We start from the raw sequence: 19,717 nt of genomic DNA, 5'->3' as shown, positions 1-19,717 counted from the left end.
CATTATGCTGTTCCACGTAAAAATGACCGTGAACCTGCCGGTCGATATGAATCCGCAAGCGGCAGCCAAACTCAAGGCTGATGAAAAAGCCCTGGCCCAGCGCCTGCAAGAGCAGGGCAAGTGGCGCCACCTGTGGCGCATCGCCGGGCACTACGCCAACTACAGCGTGTTCGATGTCGACAGCGTTCAGGAGCTGCATGACCTGCTGATGCAATTGCCACTGTTTCCGTACATGGCCATCGAGATCGACGCGATGTGCCGGCATCCTTCTTCCATCCGTGACGATGACCGCTGAGTCCAGCCTGTTCAGCGCGCTACGCTAATAATTACAAGATGAGGAACCCAGAATGAACGTCAAGATTTCCCACACTGCCGAAGTCCAGAAATTTCTCGAAGAAGCCAGCGGCCTGCTCAACGACGCCGGCAATCCACGGACCAAGGCGCTGGTGTACCGCATCCTGCGTGATTCGGTGAACATCATCGAAGACCTGGCCGTGACCCCGGAAGAATTCTGGAAAGCCGTCAACTACCTCAACGTGCTGGGTGCGCGCCAGGAAGCCGGGCTGCTGGTGGCCGGTGTCGGTCTGGAGCATTACCTCGACCTGTTGATGGACGCCGAAGACGAACAGGCCGGCAAGTCCGGCGGCACGCCGCGCACCATCGAAGGCCCGCTGTACGTGGCGGGTGCGCCGCTGTCGGTGGGCGAAGCGCGCCTCGACGATGGCGTCGATCCGGGCGTGACCCTGTTCATGCAAGGCCGCGTGTTCAACACCGCTGGCGAACCCCTGGCTGGTGCCGTGGTAGACGTCTGGCACGCCAATACCGGTGGCACCTACTCGTACTTCGATACCACGCAGTCGGAATTCAACCTGCGTCGCCGCATCGTGACCGATGCCGAAGGCCGCTACCGTTTCCGTAGCATCGTGCCGTCGGGCTACGGCTGCCCGCCGGACGGTCCGACCCAGCAACTGCTCGATCAACTGGGCCGTCATGGCCAGCGTCCGGCGCACGTGCACTTCTTCATTTCCGCGCCGGATCATCGCCACCTGACCACCCAGATCAACCTCGACGGCGATCAGTACCTGCACGACGATTTTGCCTACGCCACCCGTGACGAATTGATCGCCAGGATCACCTTCAGTGACGATCAGCAGCGCGCGGCGGCCCATGGTGTGAGCGGTCGCTTTGCCGAAATCGAGTTCGACTTCACCTTGCAGTCGTCGGCCCAGCCTGAAGAGCAGCAGCGCCACGAGCGGGTCCGCGCACTGGAAGACTGATTATCCGCGCTCCCCTGTAGGAGCTGTCGAGTGCAACGAGGCAGCGATCTTTCAAGATCAAAAGATCGTCCGAACGCGGCCCGAGCCTTCGGCAGCTCCTACAGGGGATTGATGTTGTTCGATGACCCCTTCACAGGTCAGTGCATTGATACACCGCTGCAAGGACTGCCTTAGAATGCCCCGACGCAACCTATAACAACAATGAGAGTGACCCGATGATGCAAGCTCAACTGTTGAGTCAGCGCAGCAGAGTATTCGACCATGCCGACCCTTATGCGGTGTCGGGCTACGTCAATCAGCACGTCGGCAACCACTGCATTCTCATGCCCCGCGCCGGCAGTCCGCTGGCCAGCCTTGATCATCGCAAGTTCGCCAGCCTCGACTTGTGCCGCATCAGCTACGGTGCCAGCGTGCGCGTGACGTCCGGTGCGCTGGACAGCATTTATCACCTGCAAGTGCTGCTGCGCGGCAATTGCCTGTGGCGTGGCCACGGCCAGGAACATTACTTCGCTCCCGGCGAATTGCTGCTGATCAATCCCGATGATCCGGTGGACCTGACGTACTCCGCCGATTGCGAAAAATTCATCCTCAAAGTCCCGACCCGCTTGTTCGAATCGGTCTGCGATGAGCAGCGCTGGCGCTATCCGCGGCAGGGCGTGCGGTTTCTGGAAAACCGTTATCAGCTCAATGAACTGGAAGGTTTCGTCAACCTGTTGGCGATGATCTGCCAGGAGGCTGAATCCACCGAGCAGATCCCCAGGGTGCAGGAGCATTACACGCAGATCATCGTCAGCAAGATGCTCAGCCTGATGAAAACCAATGTCTGCCGCCTCGAACCGGGCTCGCAGACGGCCACGTTCGAGGCGATTGCCGATTACATCGCCAATAACCTCAAGCAGGACATCGACAGCGAAGCACTGGCGCGCCAGGCGCACATTAGCCTGCGCTCGTTGTACGGACTGTTCGAGCGCAATGCCGGCCTTACGCCGAAAAACTACCAGCGCCAGAAACGCCTGGAACGCATCAACGCCTGCCTCAGCGACCCGACCTGCAACGTGCGCAACGTCACCGAAGTGGCGATGGATTACGGCTTCCTGCACCTGGGCCGGTTCTCCGACAGCTATCGCAAGCAGTTCGGCGAATTGCCGTCCGATACCCTCAAACGCCGGCACTGAATCAATATCCCCTGTAGGAGCTGCCGAAGGCTCGGGCCGCGTTCGGACGATCTTTTGATTTTGCTTTAAAGGCAAGATCAAAAGATCGCAGCCTTCGGCAGCTCCTACATGAGTGCGTATTCCATAACGGAGTCGCCGCAAGTAGCGATCGGTGAGCCCTGCACAAAACGGATAAAGGTCTGCACCCCGCGGATACTCCAGCCTGCCCCCCCGTCCTAGCATGGCCCTGCCTGAACAATAACAATGGAGGCGGCGGCCATGTCCCTGCGACCCGAATATTTGCATTCCCTGCTTGAAGACGATCCCGAGCAGGGCCTCTATCGCTGCAAACGCGAAATGTTCACCGACCCCCGGTTGTTCGACCTGGAGATGCAGCACATCTTCGAGGGCAACTGGCTGTACCTGGCACACGAAAGCCAGATCCCCAACATCAACGATTTCTACACCACCACCATGGGGCGCCAGTCGATCTTCATTGCGCGCAACAAGGACGGTGTACTCAACGCCTTCATCAATGCCTGCAGCCATCGCGGCGCGACCCTGTGCCGACACAAGTCCGGCAACAAGAGCTCCTACACCTGCCCGTTCCACGGCTGGACCTTCAACAACTCCGGCAAGCTGCTCAAGGTCAAGGATCCGGCCAACGCCGGCTACCCGTCGAGTTTCAACTGCGAAGGCTCCCACGACCTGACCCGTGTCGCGCGTTTCGAGTCCTATCGCGGCTTCCTGTTCGGCAGCCTCAAGGCCGATGTGCTGCCACTGGTCGAGCACCTGGGCGAGTCGGCGAAGATCATCGACATGATCGTCGACCAGTCCGCCGATGGCCTGGAAGTGCTGCGCGGCTCCTCCAGCTACATCTACGAAGGCAACTGGAAACTCACCGCCGAAAACGGCGCCGACGGCTACCACGTCAGCTCCGTGCACTGGAACTACGCCGCCACCCAGAACCAGCGCAAACAGCGCGAAGCCGGTGACAGCAATCCGACCATGAGCGCCGGCAGCTGGGCCAAGCAGGGCGGTGGTTTCTATTCCTTCGACAAGGGCCACATGCTGCTCTGGACCCGCTGGGCCAACCCGGAGGACCGTCCGCTGTACGAGCGTCGCGATCAGCTGGCGCAAGACTTCGGCAAGGCCCGCGCCGACTGGATGATCGAGAATTCGCGCAACCTGTGCCTGTACCCCAACGTGTACCTGATGGACCAGTTCAGCTCGCAGATCCGTATCGCCCGGCCGATCTCGGTCAACCGCACGGAAATCACCATCTACTGCATCGCCCCCAAGGGCGAGAGCGATCACGCCCGTTCCAGCCGGATTCGTCAGTACGAAGATTTTTTCAACGTCAGCGGCATGGCCACGCCGGACGACCTGGAGGAATTCCGCTCCTGCCAGACCAGCTATCAGGGCAGCGTCACCACCTGGAACGACATGTCCCGGGGAGCCGAGCACTGGATCGAAGGTGCCGACGAAGCCGCCAAAGAGATCGACCTGCATCCGCTGCTCAGTGGCGTGCGCACCGAAGACGAAGGCCTGTTCGTGCTGCAACACAAGTACTGGCAGCAGACCATGCTCAAGGCCCTGGCTGCCGAGCAGTCGAAACTGATCGCCGTGGAGGACGTGCAATGACCATCACCTTTGATGCCGTACGCGATTTCCTCTACCGCGAAGCGCGCTACCTCGACGACCGGCAGTGGGACGAATGGCTGGAAATGTACGCCCCCGACGCGACGTACTGGATGCCGTCCTGGGACGACAACGACGAATTGACCGAGGACCCGCAGCGGGAAATCTCGCTGATCTGGTACGGCAACCGCACGGGCCTTGAAGACCGCATCTTTCGCATCAAGACCGAGCGCTCCAGCGCCAGCGTGCCGGACACCCGCACCTCCCACAACATCAGCAACATCGAGCTGCTCGAACAGGCCGACGGACTGTGCAAGGTGCGCTTTAACTGGCACACCCTGAGTTTTCGCTACAAGACCGTCGACAGCTATTTCGGCAGCAGTTTCTACACCCTCGACGTGCGCGGTGAAAACCCGTTGATCAAGGCCAAGAAAGTGATCCTGAAGAACGACTACGTTCGTCAGGTCATCGATGTTTACCACCTGTGAGGCGGCCGTCATGACCCATTCCATTGCATTCAACTTTGAAGACGGCGTCACCCGATTCATCGACGCCAATGCCGGCGAAACGGTGGCCGATGCCGCGTACCGCCAGGGCATCAATATTCCGCTGGACTGCCGCGACGGCGCTTGCGGCACCTGCAAGTGTTTTGCCGAAGCCGGCACCTACGACTTGGGTGAGGAGTACATCGAAGACGCCCTCAGCCCTGAAGAGGCCGAGCAGGGTTTTGTCCTGACCTGCCAGATGCGCGCCCAAAGCGATTGCGTGGTGCGCGTACCGACCTCCTCGCAGGTTTGCCGCACCCGTCAGGCCTGCTACGACGCGACCATCAGCGCCGTGCGCCAGTTGTCCGACAGCACCATCGCGCTGTCGATCAAGGGCGAGGCCTTGAGCAAGCTGGCGTTCCTGCCGGGGCAATATGTGAACCTGGGGATCCCCGGCAGCGAGCAGACCCGTGCCTATTCGTTCAGCTCGTTGCAGCGCGACGGCGAGGTCAGCTTCCTGATCCGCAACGTGCCCGGTGGCTTGATGAGCAGTTTCCTGACCGGCATGGCCAAGGCCGGTGACAGCATGAGCCTGGCAGGTCCCTTGGGCAGCTTTTACCTGCGCGACATCCGTCGGCCGCTGTTGCTGTTGGCCGGTGGCACCGGGCTGGCCCCGTTCACCGCGATGCTGGAGAAGATCGCCGAGCAGGGCAGCGATCATCCGCTGCATCTGATCTACGGCGTGACCCACGATTTCGACCTGGTGGAAGTCGACCGCCTCGAAGCCTTCGCCGCGCGCATCCCCAACTTCACCTTCAGCGCTTGCGTCGCCAGCCCCGAGAGTCAGCACCCGCTCAAGGGCTACGTGACCCAGCACATCGAGCCAAAGCATTTGAACGATGGCGACGTCGACGTTTACCTGTGCGGCCCGCCGCCGATGGTCGAGGCCGTCAGCCAGTTCATCCGCGAACAAGGCATCGCACCGGCCAACTTCTACTTCGAGAAATTCGCCGCCAGCGCGGCATAACCGTATTTCGCTGATCCCTGTAGGAGCTGCCGAGTGAAACGAGGCTGCGATCTTTTGATTGTGCTTTTCAAAATCCAGGATCAAAAGATCGCAGCCTTCGGCAGCTCCTACAGAGGGAGGCGTTGGCGTGAGCACGAGGATGACCATGAACCGATTTCACGAAAAAGTCGCACTGATCACCGGCGCTGCCCAAGGCATCGGGCGACGGGTGGCCGAGCGTATGGCCGCCGAAGGGGCGAAGCTGATCCTGGTGGATCGCTCCGACCTGGTATTCGAAGTGCAGCAACAACTGGCTGCGACCACCCAGGTATTAGCCCTGACCGCCGACCTTGAACAATACGAGGAATGCTGTCGGGTGATGCAAACCGCCGTCGAGCGCTTCGATCGCCTCGACGTGCTGGTCAATAACGTCGGCGGGACGATCTGGGCCAAGCCGTTCGAGCACTATGAAGCCTCGCAGATCGAGGCCGAGGTTCGCCGTTCGCTGTTCCCGACCTTGTGGTGTTGCCATGCCGCGCTGCCGTTCATGCTGGAGCAGGGCAGCGGGGCGATCGTCAACGTATCCTCCATCGCCACCCGCAGCCTCAACCGCGTGCCCTATGGCGCGGCAAAAGGCGGGGTGAATGCCTTGACCGCTTGTCTGGCGTTCGAAACCGCCGGTCGTGGCGTGCGGGTCAACGCCACTGCACCTGGCGGCACCGAAGCACCGCCGCGACGCATACCTCGCAACGGTGCCGAGCAGAGTGAGCAGGAAAAGCTCTGGTACCAGCAGATCGTCGACCAGACCCTCGACAGCAGTTTGATGAAACGCTACGGCACCCTGGATGAGCAGGCGGGGGCTATTCTGTTTCTGGCCAGCGACGAAGCGTCCTATATCACCGGCATGGTCATGCCCGTGGGCGGCGGCGATCAGGGCTGAGGCGAGCGACAGACAACCCCATCCGCAAACAACGGAGTCATGGTGATGAGTGACAAACCCACGATCGTGCTGGTCCATGGTTTTTGGGGCGGCGCTGCCCACTGGAACAAGGTCATCGTCAAATTGCTCAGTCGGGGTGACACGAACATTCGTGCCGTCGAGTTACCGCTGACTTCGCTGGCCGAGGATGCCGAGCGTACGCGCAAGATGGTCGCCCAGGTGCCGGGGCCGGTGCTGCTGGTGGGGCATTCCTATGGCGGTGCGGTGATCACTGAAGCGGGTGATTTGCCGAATGTGGTTGGCCTGGTGTATATCGCCGCGTTCGCGCCGGACGCCGGTGAAAGCCCCGGTGGCATCACGCAACGGCATCTGCCAGCGGCGGCGGCCAACCTGGCTCCTGATAGCGACGGTTACCTGTGGGTCAAGCCAGAGCTCTATCACGAAAGCTTCTGTCAGGACCTGCCGGCGACCGAAGGGTTGGTCATGGGCCTCACCCAGAAAGCGCCGCTGGCAAGTACCTTCGGTGACACTATCGGCACGGTGGCCTGGAAGAAAAAACCATCGTGGTATCAGATTTCGACCGGGGACCGGATGATCGCTCCACAAAACCAGCAATGGATGGCTGAGCGGCTGAACGCCCGGGAGATTCTGACCTTGACTGCCAGCCATGCGTCCCTGGCGTCGATGCCCGCCGAAGTGGCGGCATTGATCGACAGGGCAGCGACGGCGTTGGCCAAGGGTTAGGGGCCAAGTGCAAGCGGATTCGGGAATCTTCAAGGCGATGTCTGGTCGGTATTTTGGAGAAGGGTGAGTGTAAGGTAAGTAAGTCAACCTGATATCACTGCCCAGGAGGAGGTGACTATGAGCGTTCCGATACTGAACAAAATGCACATGAACGGCTATGAGGTACTCAGAGTGAGCAACGGCCCCTGGCGGGTATGTACCCAGGGTGACCGACTGGCTTCATTTGACAGTCGGGAAGAAGCACTGGCGTTTGCCGCGTCGCTGCCCGGCTACAGGGCTCGTGCTGGCAGGCTTGCGCGTAGCCATCAAGCAAAGTGAAGTCCAGCCCGAAGCCCCGGTTCTCCGGGGCTTCTTCATGATGCAACGGCGCTAGTAGCCGCCGCCTCCGCTGGGGCGGGAGGGTTCTCGAGCCTTTTGCTGCATGTGGCTCCATTCCGCGCACGTCATAAAGCTTTTGTGGTCGACCATGCCGCGGCCATCGAAACTGACGTTGTACGGCTGCTGATGGTCGGCATGAGTCAGTCTGTAGTCAAAGCACGTACCGGGTTCGACGGTGCGATCGGTGACCGCCAGGGGCTGGCCGCCGATTTGCCGGACTTGCTCCTGGGTCATGCCGGTGTCGACTTTCGCGACCAGCGGCTGATCCTGGTAGATCGAGTTGGTGCTGCAGCCTGCCAACGCGGTCAGTGCGACGACCAGCGTGAATAGAGGCCTGTTCATGGCAGCGCTCCCGCTATTGAGCCTTGTTGCGGCTAATGACCTTGGCTTTCACTTCCTCGGCATAGCCGGACAGTTTTGCTTCATCACCCTGAAACAAAGCACACAGTTTCTGAACGGCTTGCGCGTCGACGTCGTTCCCGAGCAGGCGCAATTGCTGCTCGATGCGCAACAGCTCCACAGCCGACCAGCGCAAATCTGACGCAAGCCCTTGCAGATCACGCCGAAGTTCCTGTTCCGATTCGTTAAGCCACATGACGACCTCCTGAACTCCTCACTCCGGAATTTTAGACCTGTTTACCGCACCAGATGTTGTGTTCGTCTGATTCAGCAGGGTTTCCTTTGGTCGGGAAAATAAATGCGAACATGAAAGTACGCTGTTCTACTCAAGAAAGATGGATGCCTTATCTGAACGCAAGGAACTAACCGGGCAAAGTGATATCAATGAAAGTCGCCGAATCGTTGGGGATGGATGTAGGGGCGACGGCGAGCTACATTCTCTTTTTTCTAATTTAAGGAAGCAGCATGCGGATGTTGATGGGGGGAGTCGCTCTGGCATTGCTGGCCGGGTGTTCGTTGCCGGCGTCGCTGGTACCGGGCGAGCCGAATGTCAGCAAGCACAGCACGAAGGCGCCAAAAGAGTATGCGGCGTGTGTTTTGCCTGCCTGGCAAAAGGAAGTAGCGAATACGACCCAGGTTTCGATATCCAACGGATTTCGCATCACCGCGCCGAGTGTGATCACGGCCGACGAAGTGCTGGATATCGTGAAGTACAAGGACGGCAGCCGGATATCGCTGTATCAGGGGCCACCTTGGGCCAAGTCCGGCGACCTGCGCAAAATCGTGCGTGATTGCTTGTAAGCGCGAGAGAGTGAAAATCGGTCGCCGACCGTTTTTCGCCGAATCGAGAAAAAACCGGATGTCTGGTGTGCATCCGGTTTTTTTTGCGCGCCATTTGCCTGCGTGAAATTTACCGTGTATTTTTTCATGAAATTATAAATAGAAAATTTCATGAGGCTTGCATGTTTCAGCAGTCCGACCAACACGTTGCCAGCTATTACGCCCACACCTGCGCCGATCGTCTGGTCAATCGAGCCGCACTGGAGGGTGAGCAAGACACCGAAGTGCTGATCATCGGGGCCGGTTTCAGTGGTTTGCACACGGCTTTGCGCCTGGCGCTGGCCGGCAAGCGCGTGACCTTGCTCGAAGCCAGTCGGGTGGCCTGGGCCGCGTCCGGGCGTAATGGCGGCCAGGCGATTCTCGGCTGGTCGTGCGACATGCCACCGTTGGAAGCGGCGCTGGGTTACGAACGGGCGCGGCGACTGTGGGACGGCATGCGCTGGGCCGCACGCGAGTTGCGTGATTTGCCCGGCCGCCATGGGTTCGATTGCGACTACCGCGCCGGCCATCTCTGGACTTCGGTGATGCCGCGTCGGGTCGGACTGCTGACGGAGTGGCAACACGAGGCCAGCCACAAGTGGGGCCACGACAAACTGCAATTTATCGAGCGCAGCGATTTGCCGCAGTGGGTGGCCAGCGAGCGTTATCAGGCCGGCCTGTTCGATCCCGAGGGCGGGCATTTGAATCCGCTGAAACTGGCCCTCGGCCTTGCCGATGCGATTGAGCGGGCCGGTGGGCGCATCCACGAGCAAAGCAAGGCGCTGAGCTATGGCGAGGAGGGCGACGGGTTTGTGGTGACCACCGAGCGCGGTCGTATTCGTGCCGATGTGCTGGTGCTGGCGTGCAACGCCTACCTCGACCGGCTCGACCCGCAACTGGCGAGTTGCGTGTTGCCGGTCGGGACCTATCAGGTCGCGACTGCGCCGCTCACCAAGGACCAGGCCACGGCACTGCTGCCGAGCAATGTATGCGTGACCGACAACCAGTTCGTGCTCGATTACTTCCGCCGCACCCCGGACAACCGCCTGCTGTTCGGCGGTGGTTGCACTTACCTGGGCGGGATGCCGAAGGACATCGCCGCGGCGACCCGGCCGTTCCTGGAGCGCGTGTTCCCGCAACTCACCGGCGTCGATCTGGAGTTTGCCTGGGGCGGACACATTGATCTGACCCTCAAACGCACGCCGGATATCGGACGGCGCGGCGATCTTTACTGGATGCAGGGGTATTCCGGGCATGGCGTGTTGCCGACACTGGCCGCGGCGCGGGCGGTGTCCGACGCGATCCTCGGTCGGCCCGACGAGTTGTCCCTGTACCAGGGCCTGAACAACGGCAGTTTTCCCGGCGGCAAATACCTGGCCGCGCCGCTGGAAGCCATCGGCAAGGCCTGGTATCGACTGCGCGACAGCATTTGAAGCGACACTTTCTGGAAGCCTCAAGATGGACATGCAAGAAGAAATCTCGGCGCTGGCGATCCTGATCCAGGACCTGCGCAAACACAAAAAGTACACCCTGAAGGAACTGGCGGACAAAATCGGTCGCTCCGTGGGTTTTCTGTCCCAGGTCGAGCGCGGCCTCTCGCGCCCGACGGTAGCGGACTTGACCGCCATCAGCGAAACCCTCGGCGTGCCGACCACCTATTTCTACAGCCTGCCCAAACCCATGGCCTTGTCCTGGGTCACCCGCCCGGACGAGCGCCGCACGCTGTACTACGCCGAGGGCATCACCGACATCCTCGTTTCGCCAAAAATGCGCGCGTCCTTTTCGATGCTCGAAAGCCAGCTCGAACCCGGCGCCAGTAGCGGTGACCGACACATGAAGGACAGCTCGGAGCAGGGCGGTTACGTCCTGGAAGGGCAGTTGACCCTATGGCTCGACGACAACGAACCGGTGACCCTGCATCCCGGCGACAGCTTTCAACTGGCCAGCCATGCGCACTGCCGCTACGGCAACCGGTCCGACCAACTGACCCGCGTGCTTTGGGTTTACACCTGATAACGACAAGGAACAAATCGATGGATGCTGTGTGCTCTGATCTGCTGGCCGAGGTTCGCAACTTCCGCCACTGCAACCCCGAAGTGCGTTACGTCGACCTGATCTCCCTGGATATTCCAGGGCATTTCTACGGCAAGCGCTACCCGATCGAGATGCTGGAAAAAGTCGCTGCCGGCAGTGCACTGAAGCTGCCGCAAAACTGCGTGCTGCTCGGCACCCAGGGCGGGCTGTTCAAGATCGGTGATTACTGCTTCAACGATGGTGACCCGGACGCGCTGCGCCGTTTGGTGCCCGGTACGCTGAAGCTGGTGAGCTGGGAAAAACAGCCCTTGGGCCAGATGCTGATCACCTCCGACGGCACGGAAAAACCCATCGAATTCGAACCCCGTGAAGTGCTGGCGCAGGTGCTGCAACGGCTCAAGCGCAAGGGCATTCATCCGGTGGTGGCCTTCGAGCTGGAGTTTTACCTGTTCGACAGTCACCTGAAGGACGGCTTGCCGCAGTTCCCCCGTGATGCGTTGACCGGTGATGCCGACGATCAGCCGAACATGCACATCGAACGCTTGTCGCGCTTCGCCCCGGTACTCGATGAAATGGTCGAGACCGCGCGAGCCCAAGGCATCGATGCCACGGTGATTACCGCCGAACTCGGCCCGGGGCAGTTCGAAATCAACTTCGGCCATTGCGATGACGGCCTGCGTGCCGCCGACTGGGCCGCCCTGTTCTGCCGCAGTACCCGGGGCGTGGCGCTCAAGCACAACTACCGCGCCAGCTTCATGGCCAAACCCTACCTGCAGCACCCCGGCAGCGGCATGCACGTGCATGTCAGCCTGTATGACCAGGCCGGCAACAACCTGCTGGCGGCGAACGGCCAGCGGGCGCTGCGCCATGCGGTGGCCGGATGCCTGGAGGTGTTGCCGCACTGCATGCCGATCTTTGCTCCGAACCACAACGCCATGCGCCGCTTGAGCGCCACGGTGAACGTCGCGTCCCGCGCCAGTTGGGGCTTCGAGGATCGCGATGCCTGCTTGCGCATTCCGGAGTCGGACATCAAGAACCTGCGCATTGAACATCGCCTGGCGGGCGCCGATGCCAACCCCTATCTGGCGTTGGCGGCGATTCTGGTGGGGTTGGAGCAAGGCCTGGAAGGGGAGCGCGAGCCGATTGCACCGCTCAACGAAGACCGCAGCAGTGGCATCGATTTTCCGTTGGAAATGCTCGAAGCGGTGCAGGCCATGCAAAGTCATTCAGTGCTGCGCGAAGGCTTGGGGGCGGAGTTCGTGGACGTCTACTGCGAAAACAAGCGTCAGGATCATCTGGCATTTCTGCATGACATCAGCGCGCGGGAGTATCGCTGGTTCCTGTAGTTGCCCTTTGAAAACATGTGGATATTGAAGGGGTTAGAACGTTTAGTAACTGGATGGTGAATAAAAATATCTTGTTACAGGCCGAAATATTCCGTAATATCCGCGCCGCGTTCACCACCACGGTTTATGCATTTTTAAATCCCAGGCGTCCATCAGCTGCCTGGGATTTTTTTTGCCTGAAAATCATGAGACAGCAGTGGAGCCCTCTCATGGCTATCAGCCGAGAGGCGGGACAGGCGGGGTTTCTCTCGATTCAATCCACTTGACCACTGGCCGAATCGCCTTGGCTAACGATAATTTGGCAGTCTTTGGTGATTGTTTGCTTGAGGTTTTGACCGGTGAATTCCATTACCTGGCCGTCAATGACGTTGCTTTCAAGGACTACTTGAATTGTGCTTTCACCCATTGTAACCACAAGCCTCTTGTGGGCCTGCCACAACGGTAGTTTCTATATTGCCTGCTTTAAATTTTCTCATTGTGCTACTCCCTGTAAGTGCTGGAATTGGCTGTGTTATTTCAGCTGCATCAGGTTTCTGTTTTAACGGTGCATCAGGCTGCATCTTCCTGCAGAGTCGAAGGCCAGAACTCTACAATTCATTGGATAAATGCAGGCCCCGATAGAATTCAGGTCACCAGTGTATTATCACTTTGCTCAGCGGTGGAATGTAAATTCACGGATGTAATGCCATGGGGGTTTTGGCAGCAGTGCAAACTCCGAAGTGCTATCAAAACCCATTCCTCAGTCGAGAGCCTTAATCAATAGTTGTTGCGCTCATAAAATTCAACATCCATTTTAATTAGCTTATCATAATTGTCGACCAACTCGTAGAAGGATTTCTTAGCGTAAAGGTAGGTTTTAGATCTACTCCTGAACATGAACGTGTCTGGCGATACCATACCAGGAAAACGACTAACGCCATTTTCGTGGAGAACAAAAACAGCATCGCCTATCCATCCAATTATTCCATAGTGCAAATTATCATTTTTAATATTTTCGAATTTTTTAACACAAGTGAGCCCGTTTTCCGGGCATCGAACTGGAGTGAATGCACGAAATTGATTCAGCTCAATATTTCCAATCGGCTTCCATTTGGAAAATAATGATTTTCCACTTTGTGAGACGCTGATATTTTTCCACACTTCATCATCCCCAAATGGAAAAACGACTTCAAAATTATTTGGGTCGGCGCCAACAATTTCAATGTTTTGAAAAAAACTGACTTTTCATCTTTCGCATAATTTGCCATTTGCTCCTGCTGCCAGGTTGCTAGTAGAGGCGCGCTGCCCTCGAGCGCTTTAAACTGAGGAGAGTATGGTGCAACACTCCTGAGTCGGCGTTCCTCAACATGATCGATCTGATTGCTTTCTGATCTAAAACATCTCCACGACATGAGATTGTGGAAAAAAAAGGCATGCCGAAACCGCAGGGCGTTTCCTTGTGCTCTGTTTTGGTCATCCAGTAAACATGCCCTTTTTTAACAACATAGTTGCTGGAGATAAAACGCAGTTTGGTTGTGCATTTGCCCTGCGAGTCATTGGTGAACTCGCGACAAATTTCTTTACCCGGATTATTCTTGGTTTCTGTCTCCGGTCTATTGGCAGAGGAAGTGTCACAGCCGATCAAGGCGGTGCCCAATATATAGAACAATAAATACTCAGGCTTCACCGAACAGTCTCCATTCGATATTTTCCTCTTCGACCGTCACACGGTCGGCGAGCAGGAAGCGGCTGTGACGATGCTTGACGTTCAGGGTCGGCATGATGTCGCCCTTCTCGAAGCGCCGGGGCTCGCCTTTTTCCAGGCGCGACCAAGATTGACCGGCGATACTTTCCGCCAGCCAATAACCAGTGTGCGTGCAGGCTTGGCCGCTGATGCAGGTCGGTCTTTTGATGTAGTCGATCGGTATAAAGGCCGAGGAGCCCGGCATGGGCCGGCCGGTGGCGGGTTCGAGGACTTTGGCCTTGGCCAGTTGGTGAATCAGTGCTTCGCTGGGCTTTTCTGGTGGGACATTGGCCAGGCGTTCTTCGAGCCATTGGAGCTTGCCGTCCCAAGCAGGCAACGTGGCAGGCGGCAGTGGGACGATCTCGTTGATCTCGGGGACTTTGGGATTGGCGTAGGAGTAACCCGAGAGGATTTTCCAGATTTTTTCGTAGCGATCGGCGCGTTCGAGGTCTTCCTGTTGGCCCAGGTAGTACATCCGATCATCCGGCTCCGGACCACGGAAGCCTTTGCTCAAAAAAGAAGTCGAAGTGCTGTCACCGGCCGCTGCCCCGTGCTGGAATGCTTCGAGTGCTTCCTGATAACGCCCTTTCGTCGATAAATTAATACCTAGTGCTCTTGCCGCTTTGCCGTTTCCTTGCTCCCCAGCGCAACGGCGCATTTGCCGGGCAACGTCCGGGGCAATGTTGATCGGCGCCAACTTGTCTGCGACATAGGCTTGAGCTAGCGCATTACCTTCATCAGCGGCTTTACGGTAGTAACGCAACGCTATTTCGTGATCCTGCTGCAACCCGGCCGCGCCGTGTTGCAGGAAGATACCGACAAAGTAATATCCCGTTGCCACGCCCGCGTTGATCAGTTGCTCACTCATGCGCAAATGCTCTTCACCCCGGAGTTTGAACGTACCGCGCATCGCTCCGTTTTGCAGGTTGATATTGGCTTTGTAATGTCCGCTCTCACTGGCGATGCGATACAGGCGCTCGATTTGCACATCGACGGCTTCGTCTTGCTTGAGCTGGTTGTTCTTTTGCAGCCAGCGCGCGTATTTGAACAGCACATCGGTTTCGGCGGATGGCGCGGGAATCTGCTCGTGCACACAAGTAAAGGCCATATTGGCCTTGGCTTCAGTTAAAGGATTCAAGGGCGTTTCCTTGGTCGAAGTAGAAGTTGGACTACTGGTATCGCAGGCGACCAGCAGTAGATATGAGAGCAACAAGATCCGGCGCATCAGTCGAGGTCCGACAAGTCGGATTCGCCGAAATAGAATTCCACGAGGGGAGCGTAGGGAGTCAATTGTTCCGATTGAAAATCCTTGTTCCGATTTATGATTTCTTCCCACGCTTCGAACGCCTTTTCAGGGTCATCCTGCGCACCCAATCCATTCGTATGCATCTCCCACAACCGCCGCCGCAACCCCTGCGTCACACTCGCCCACTCATGCGCAATGTTCAGCTCGCTATCCACCTGCATGCTGCGGGTGTTGATGTTGGCCGAGCCGTGAGTGGTGAACACATCGTCAACAATCATCAACTTGGAGTGGATGTACACCGGCATCCAGGGCTTACCGGCGGGTGAGTCGGGGGCAACCAGTGAGCACACATGGACTTTCAGGCCGGAGAGTTCCGGGAGTTTGGCAAAAGTCTCTTTCTCGATTGCCTCGATTTGGCTCTGGAGTGCGGTTTTGCGCCAATCGTTGTCCCAATTCTTGCGCCGCTGAGCTTCCTTGGCCTTGTCGCTGAGATCGGTCCCGCCCAATGCGTCGGTGAGTTTCGTCATCGTGACCAAGGCGTACTGCTCCAGCCGTTCGCCCAGGCTGGTTTCCAGTGCCGCGGCGTCAGCTTTTGCCTGTTCAATACGCCGTAACTTGGTGATTGCAGGCATGGTATGGCCGCGCCCGAGGCTTTCGAGCATGCGCTGGGTGTTCACGGTGCCGGAGCCTATGCCGCCCTTGCTTGCATTGGTGATCACAAACAGGTGCAAGGGGCCGTGTATGGCGGGGTCGCGCCCGGCCTTGGTCTGGCCAGCGGCGACGGCCTTGATCAATTCGGCCAGGGGTGGCCAGCGGAAATACTGGTTTTCGATGTAGATGAACTGGGTCGCATTGTTGACGGCTTGCAGGTACAGCTTCTCGATATCGCGCTTGCCCTCCTGGGCCTGGGTGCGCAGGATCTGCGCGATCTGTCGGGTGGCTTGCGGGGCGCATTGCTGTTGCGGCCCGATCTCTTTGGCTTGGCGCAGGTCGAGCAAGTCCTCGCCGGTTTCCTTGCGCCAGGCGCTGGCGAAGTTGTGGTGCAGGTGTTCCAGGATCGGCCCACTGACCTGGCTTGAAATGTCCTGACGTGGGGTATCGCCACGCGGGCCCTTGTTGGGGGCGGGTTTGGTGTCCTTGTCACGGTTCACCGCCAAATGGTCATTGGTGTCCCAGTACTCGTCGAGCATGTTATGACCCATCACGAAACCGACGGCGCGGTCCGGCAGTTCATAATCGACGAGAACGGTTTTTTGATGATGGGTCGCTGTCGCAGTCAGGATGAATTGCGTGGTGGCGCTGACCTGCGGGTCGAGACTTTTGTATTTCGCCTGATGGGCTATTTCGGCCCTCTCAAGTACGCTGAAACCGCGACTGACGAACACTGGAGTGCCGCGAGCCGCCAGATGCGCAGCGGCCATGTTGTCGGCAAGCGCACAGTTGGCAAACCACTGGCGGTCATAAGCATATTGCTCGTCCGTGGAGGGTTGCATCGCCCGGTCGTATATCCGGTACGGGCCTTTACCGGGCAGATTGGATTCGTCGGCAAAGCCCGCGCTGTTAAACGGCATTTCCCACCCCAATATCCGCACCTTGACGCCTTCGCGAGCCATGGCCATCAGCAATTCACCGATACGCGGCGATATTCCGTCGCGGATGAAATACATCGACGGCTGAAAGCCCCAGCAGATGATGTCGACAGTTGCCTTGGCCTTTGAAATGGCCAGGTGCACGGCCCGGAACGTTTCTTCCCCATTGATCAGCGGTTGATACGTCGCCATGGCGGGAGGGTATTCGGTATTGCGCACATACCATGGCGGGGTACAGGTCACCTCTTGGGTGTGCTGGAGTGCGACCGGTGTGACGATCTCGTATTGGCTCATTGTGTTTTCCCTTCCTGATCACCAGCGCCTTCCATCACCGTGGCATACAGGCCGCGGTGATCGGTGTGCGATATGGGCTGGCTCACCTCGGCGTGGGCTTGCGAAGGGTGGTTGTGCAGGCCACGATTGGCGAGTTCCGCCTGCTCGGCGTTGCGGTATTCCGTGGGCACCGGAATCTGGTAGGTCACACCGTTGGCCATCACCAACCGATAGCCCTGGGTGACGACCTGATGGTCGATCGACAGTTGCCCGGTCTTGTCCAGCACGCCCTGCTTGAGCACTGCGCCGTCGGCGTACAAGGTGTAGGGCATGCCTGCCCAGTTCTGGCTGGAGGCATTTGGGGCGGGTGGCAGGTTGACTCGTAAGGTCTGTCTGGACAGGCTTTGCGGATAGTCCGGATGCGTGGCCGTCATGCTCGCCGGGCCGCTGTACTCGAAATGCGCCGCCTTGACCTTGTGATCGCCCGCCGTGCCCGACTCGATGCCACACAGCTCCAGGCTGAGGTAGCTGCCGCCGCCGTTGAGGACGATTTTCTTCTTCGCCGTGATGTGGATTTCATCTTCCGTGCTGGTGATCTCCAACCCATGCCGGGCGATCAGCTCCAGGCGATCGTTTTGCGCCTGCACGCTGACCGGGCCCTGGTTGGCGATCAGCTTGAAGCCGAGCTTGCGCACGAACAGGCTCAGGCCTTGGCCGACGCCGATGAACAGGCGCTTGACCACGCTGAGGTTGGCCTCGCCACCGGCGTTGAGCATCAGGTTGTCTTTTGCCGCCAGTTGCAGGTGCTGGCCGCTGGTCAGGGCGATGCCCTGGGGCGCGCTGAGCAGCAGCACTGCGGCTTTCAGTTCGTCGAGTTGTTGGCGCATCAGCGCCAGTTGCGCGGGCACATCCGCGGGGTCGGCGTGGGCGGTTTGGGCGTCCGTGGACAGCTGTTGCAGTTGTTCGCCGGCCTGTTGCAGGCGGCCGACGGCGGCGGCCATGTCCAGCACCTGGCCCTGGGCTTTGCTCTGTTCATCGGCACTGATCAACAGCCCCTTGCCCCCGCGAATCGCGCCCCAGGCATCGGTGCGCAACTCAAAGCCTTCCCCACGATTGGCCTTCTTCGCATCCACCACATGCCCGAGGTTGAGCTGGCTCTTGCCGCCGTACTCGGTGCTGAGCTTGATGTGCTCCTGCCCACGGGTATCGTCCAGCCGCAGCTTGTTATTGGCCGGGGTGCGCAGCACGTTGCGCTTTTCGTTGTACATCGTGACGGGGTCGGGGTGCTGGCTGTCGTGCAGGGCGTGGGCGATGTAGGGCCGGTCGGGGTCGCCCTGTTCGAAGGCCACCGCCACTTCGGTGCCGGCGATCAGCGGCAGGTGCAGGCCGTGGGTGTCGCCGGCGTACACCCGGGCCAGGCGCAGCCAGGTGCTTTCGCGACCGGCGTCCCAGGTGTCGCGGTCGAACAGGAACTGCACCCGGTAGCGGCCCTCGGCGTCGGTATCGGCGTAGGGGTTGTGGGCCTGTGCGCTGGTCACCCGGGCCGGCACGGTGCCGGCGATCAAGGGTTTGGGCGGCACCTCGGGGCGAAAGCACACCGTCTGCGCATAGGGGATGGCCTGGAAGCTGCACTCGAAGCTGCGGTCGCGGGCGGCGCCGGCCTTGAGCGCGATGATCACCGCCCGCGGCGCGAAGGCCTGGGGCGCGCCGTCGGTGACTTCCAGCACCTGCCCCGGCGCCAGGCGGGGACTGCTGCTCATGCCGCGCAGGCGGGTGCGGCGGTTGAGGTAACGCTCGTGGCGCAGGCGCGCATAGAAGTAGCCGCTTTCGCACTGCACGTCTTCGGGGAAGGCATGGCGGTCGCCGAGTGCGGTGTAGGGCTCGGCGTAGTGATAGGCCTCGCCGTAGGTGCCCTTGGCGCCGCGCGTCTGGTCGATGTCGCCGTCGAGGTACGCGCGGGCGTCACGGTGGTGGTAGGCGCGGATGTTCACGTGCTGCTCCACCACCTGGTGTTCCGACTGCAGGGCCCAGACGCTGTCCACACCGCTGCTGTTCAGCCCGGAGAGCGGCCGCAGCGGCAACTCGACGTCGAACTGGTAGGCGCGCGGGGAGTCGTGGAACTCGACGACATCGATGCCCAGGCGTTCGTCGCTGGTGAAGCGGTACCAGATGCCGACTTCGGCCAGCAGGCGGGCAATAAAGGCCAGATCGCTTTCGCCGTATTGCATCACCTGTTCACGCCGGGGGTATTCGCGGTGCAGGTGGAAGAGGAAGTCCTGGCCCCTGAGCTCGTGGCGGCCGCGCAGGATGTGTTCGACGATTTCCGGCACCGACCGGTGCTGGTAGATCCGGTATTGCCGGCCCCGCGCGAGCAATGCCAGACGCGGCTGCAGGGTGACTTCGTAGCGCGCCTCGTCGATGGAGGCGGACAGGCGTTTGAAGCCACTGATCACCCCGTGCAAGGTGCGCAGCGGCTTGACCTCGGACGGTTCGAAGATCAGGGACGAGACCTTTTCCGGCAGCGCGTGCAGGCTGAAGCTGGCTTGTTGGCCGAGCAGGCGTTCGGCGGCGATGTCGAGCTGGCTGGAGGTGAACTCGATGTAGTAGCTGAAGGGCTGGCTGAGGTGCTCTTCGCCGTGGAAGGCCAGGACGTCGAGGGGGGC

The 19,717-nt window shown here is 59.4% G+C and carries 20 protein-coding genes; 13 read left to right on the top strand and 7 right to left on the bottom strand.

The window, feature by feature from the left end; genetic code table 11:
* The first annotated feature begins 4 nt into the window (after positions 1-4).
* From catC to AC1D19_RS24940, 9 genes are all read left to right on the top strand, one after another.
* Positions 5-295, top strand: coding sequence for a muconolactone Delta-isomerase (catC, locus tag AC1D19_RS24980; protein ID WP_218432980.1), 291 nt, complete (start codon positions 5-7; stop codon positions 293-295).
* A 52-nt stretch (positions 296-347) separates the two neighbouring features.
* Positions 348-1,277, top strand: a complete 930-nt coding sequence (gene catA / locus AC1D19_RS24975; RefSeq protein WP_477764857.1) for a catechol 1,2-dioxygenase — start codon at positions 348-350, stop codon at positions 1,275-1,277.
* A gap of 215 nt (positions 1,278-1,492) precedes the next feature.
* Positions 1,493-2,452, top strand: a complete 960-nt coding sequence (locus AC1D19_RS24970; protein ID WP_477764856.1) for an AraC family transcriptional regulator — start codon at positions 1,493-1,495, stop codon at positions 2,450-2,452.
* 258 nt (positions 2,453-2,710) lie between these two features.
* Positions 2,711-4,075, top strand: a complete 1,365-nt coding sequence (gene benA / locus AC1D19_RS24965) for a benzoate 1,2-dioxygenase large subunit (RefSeq protein WP_477764855.1) — start codon at positions 2,711-2,713, stop codon at positions 4,073-4,075.
* Positions 4,072-4,560: a benzoate 1,2-dioxygenase small subunit gene (benB, locus tag AC1D19_RS24960; RefSeq protein WP_477764854.1), complete on the top strand. Its 489-nt coding sequence runs from the start codon at positions 4,072-4,074 to the stop codon at positions 4,558-4,560. Before benA ends, benB begins: the two co-directional genes overlap by 4 nt.
* A gap of 10 nt (positions 4,561-4,570) precedes the next feature.
* A complete protein-coding gene (benC, locus tag AC1D19_RS24955) occupies positions 4,571-5,584 on the top strand; it encodes a benzoate 1,2-dioxygenase electron transfer component BenC (protein WP_477764853.1) in 1,014 nt (337 codons plus the stop codon).
* A gap of 145 nt (positions 5,585-5,729) precedes the next feature.
* Entirely contained in the window at positions 5,730-6,503 is a 774-nt protein-coding gene (locus AC1D19_RS24950) for a 1,6-dihydroxycyclohexa-2,4-diene-1-carboxylate dehydrogenase (protein WP_477764852.1), read from the top strand.
* A gap of 45 nt (positions 6,504-6,548) precedes the next feature.
* Complete coding sequence (locus AC1D19_RS24945; RefSeq protein ID WP_477753864.1) at positions 6,549-7,247, top strand: alpha/beta hydrolase; 699 nt, start codon at positions 6,549-6,551, stop codon at positions 7,245-7,247.
* Positions 7,248-7,364: 117 nt separating this feature from the next.
* Positions 7,365-7,565, top strand: coding sequence for a DUF2188 domain-containing protein (locus AC1D19_RS24940; RefSeq protein ID WP_477764851.1), 201 nt, complete (start codon positions 7,365-7,367; stop codon positions 7,563-7,565).
* 51 nt (positions 7,566-7,616) lie between these two features.
* Here AC1D19_RS24940 and osmE read toward each other — a convergent pair whose 3' ends face one another.
* Both osmE and AC1D19_RS24930 read right to left on the bottom strand, forming a co-directional pair.
* Entirely contained in the window at positions 7,617-7,967 is a 351-nt protein-coding gene (gene osmE / locus AC1D19_RS24935) for an osmotically-inducible lipoprotein OsmE (protein WP_477764850.1), read from the bottom strand.
* 13 nt (positions 7,968-7,980) lie between these two features.
* Positions 7,981-8,220: a hypothetical protein gene (locus AC1D19_RS24930; protein WP_477753861.1), complete on the bottom strand. Its 240-nt coding sequence runs from the start codon at positions 8,218-8,220 to the stop codon at positions 7,981-7,983.
* 269 nt (positions 8,221-8,489) lie between these two features.
* Here AC1D19_RS24930 and AC1D19_RS24925 point away from each other — a divergent pair, with 269 nt between their 5' ends.
* From AC1D19_RS24925 to AC1D19_RS24910, 4 genes are all read left to right on the top strand, one after another.
* Positions 8,490-8,825, top strand: a complete 336-nt coding sequence (locus AC1D19_RS24925; RefSeq protein WP_477764849.1) for a hypothetical protein — start codon at positions 8,490-8,492, stop codon at positions 8,823-8,825.
* A 161-nt stretch (positions 8,826-8,986) separates the two neighbouring features.
* Complete coding sequence (locus AC1D19_RS24920) at positions 8,987-10,276, top strand: NAD(P)/FAD-dependent oxidoreductase (RefSeq protein WP_477764848.1); 1,290 nt, start codon at positions 8,987-8,989, stop codon at positions 10,274-10,276.
* A 25-nt stretch (positions 10,277-10,301) separates the two neighbouring features.
* Entirely contained in the window at positions 10,302-10,856 is a 555-nt protein-coding gene (locus AC1D19_RS24915; protein ID WP_477764847.1) for a helix-turn-helix domain-containing protein, read from the top strand.
* A gap of 20 nt (positions 10,857-10,876) precedes the next feature.
* Complete coding sequence (locus AC1D19_RS24910; protein WP_477753857.1) at positions 10,877-12,223, top strand: glutamine synthetase family protein; 1,347 nt, start codon at positions 10,877-10,879, stop codon at positions 12,221-12,223.
* A gap of 756 nt (positions 12,224-12,979) precedes the next feature.
* On the opposite strand, the gene AC1D19_RS24905 is transcribed toward AC1D19_RS24910, so the two are convergent.
* From AC1D19_RS24905 to AC1D19_RS24885, 5 genes are all read right to left on the bottom strand, one after another.
* Complete coding sequence (locus AC1D19_RS24905) at positions 12,980-13,363, bottom strand: hypothetical protein (RefSeq protein ID WP_477764846.1); 384 nt, start codon at positions 13,361-13,363, stop codon at positions 12,980-12,982.
* Positions 13,364-13,490: 127 nt separating this feature from the next.
* Positions 13,491-13,889: a hypothetical protein gene (locus tag AC1D19_RS24900; RefSeq protein WP_477764845.1), complete on the bottom strand. Its 399-nt coding sequence runs from the start codon at positions 13,887-13,889 to the stop codon at positions 13,491-13,493.
* Positions 13,879-15,084, bottom strand: coding sequence for an SEL1-like repeat protein (locus tag AC1D19_RS24895; protein ID WP_477764844.1), 1,206 nt, complete (start codon positions 15,082-15,084; stop codon positions 13,879-13,881). Before AC1D19_RS24895 ends, AC1D19_RS24900 begins: the two co-directional genes overlap by 11 nt.
* Positions 15,085-15,170: 86 nt before the next feature.
* Positions 15,171-17,075 (bottom strand): phospholipase D-like domain-containing protein, encoded by a 1,905-nt coding sequence (locus tag AC1D19_RS24890; protein ID WP_477764843.1) that lies wholly within the window; start codon positions 17,073-17,075, stop codon positions 15,171-15,173.
* The coding region (locus tag AC1D19_RS24885; protein ID WP_477764842.1) for a type VI secretion system Vgr family protein at positions 17,072-19,717 on the bottom strand (2,646 nt) is incomplete at its 5' end. The genes AC1D19_RS24885 and AC1D19_RS24890, both read right to left, overlap by 4 nt.

Source organism: Pseudomonas sp. P1_C12 (assembly GCF_056406435.1).
This window is presented reverse-complemented; position numbering and strand designations above follow the sequence as displayed.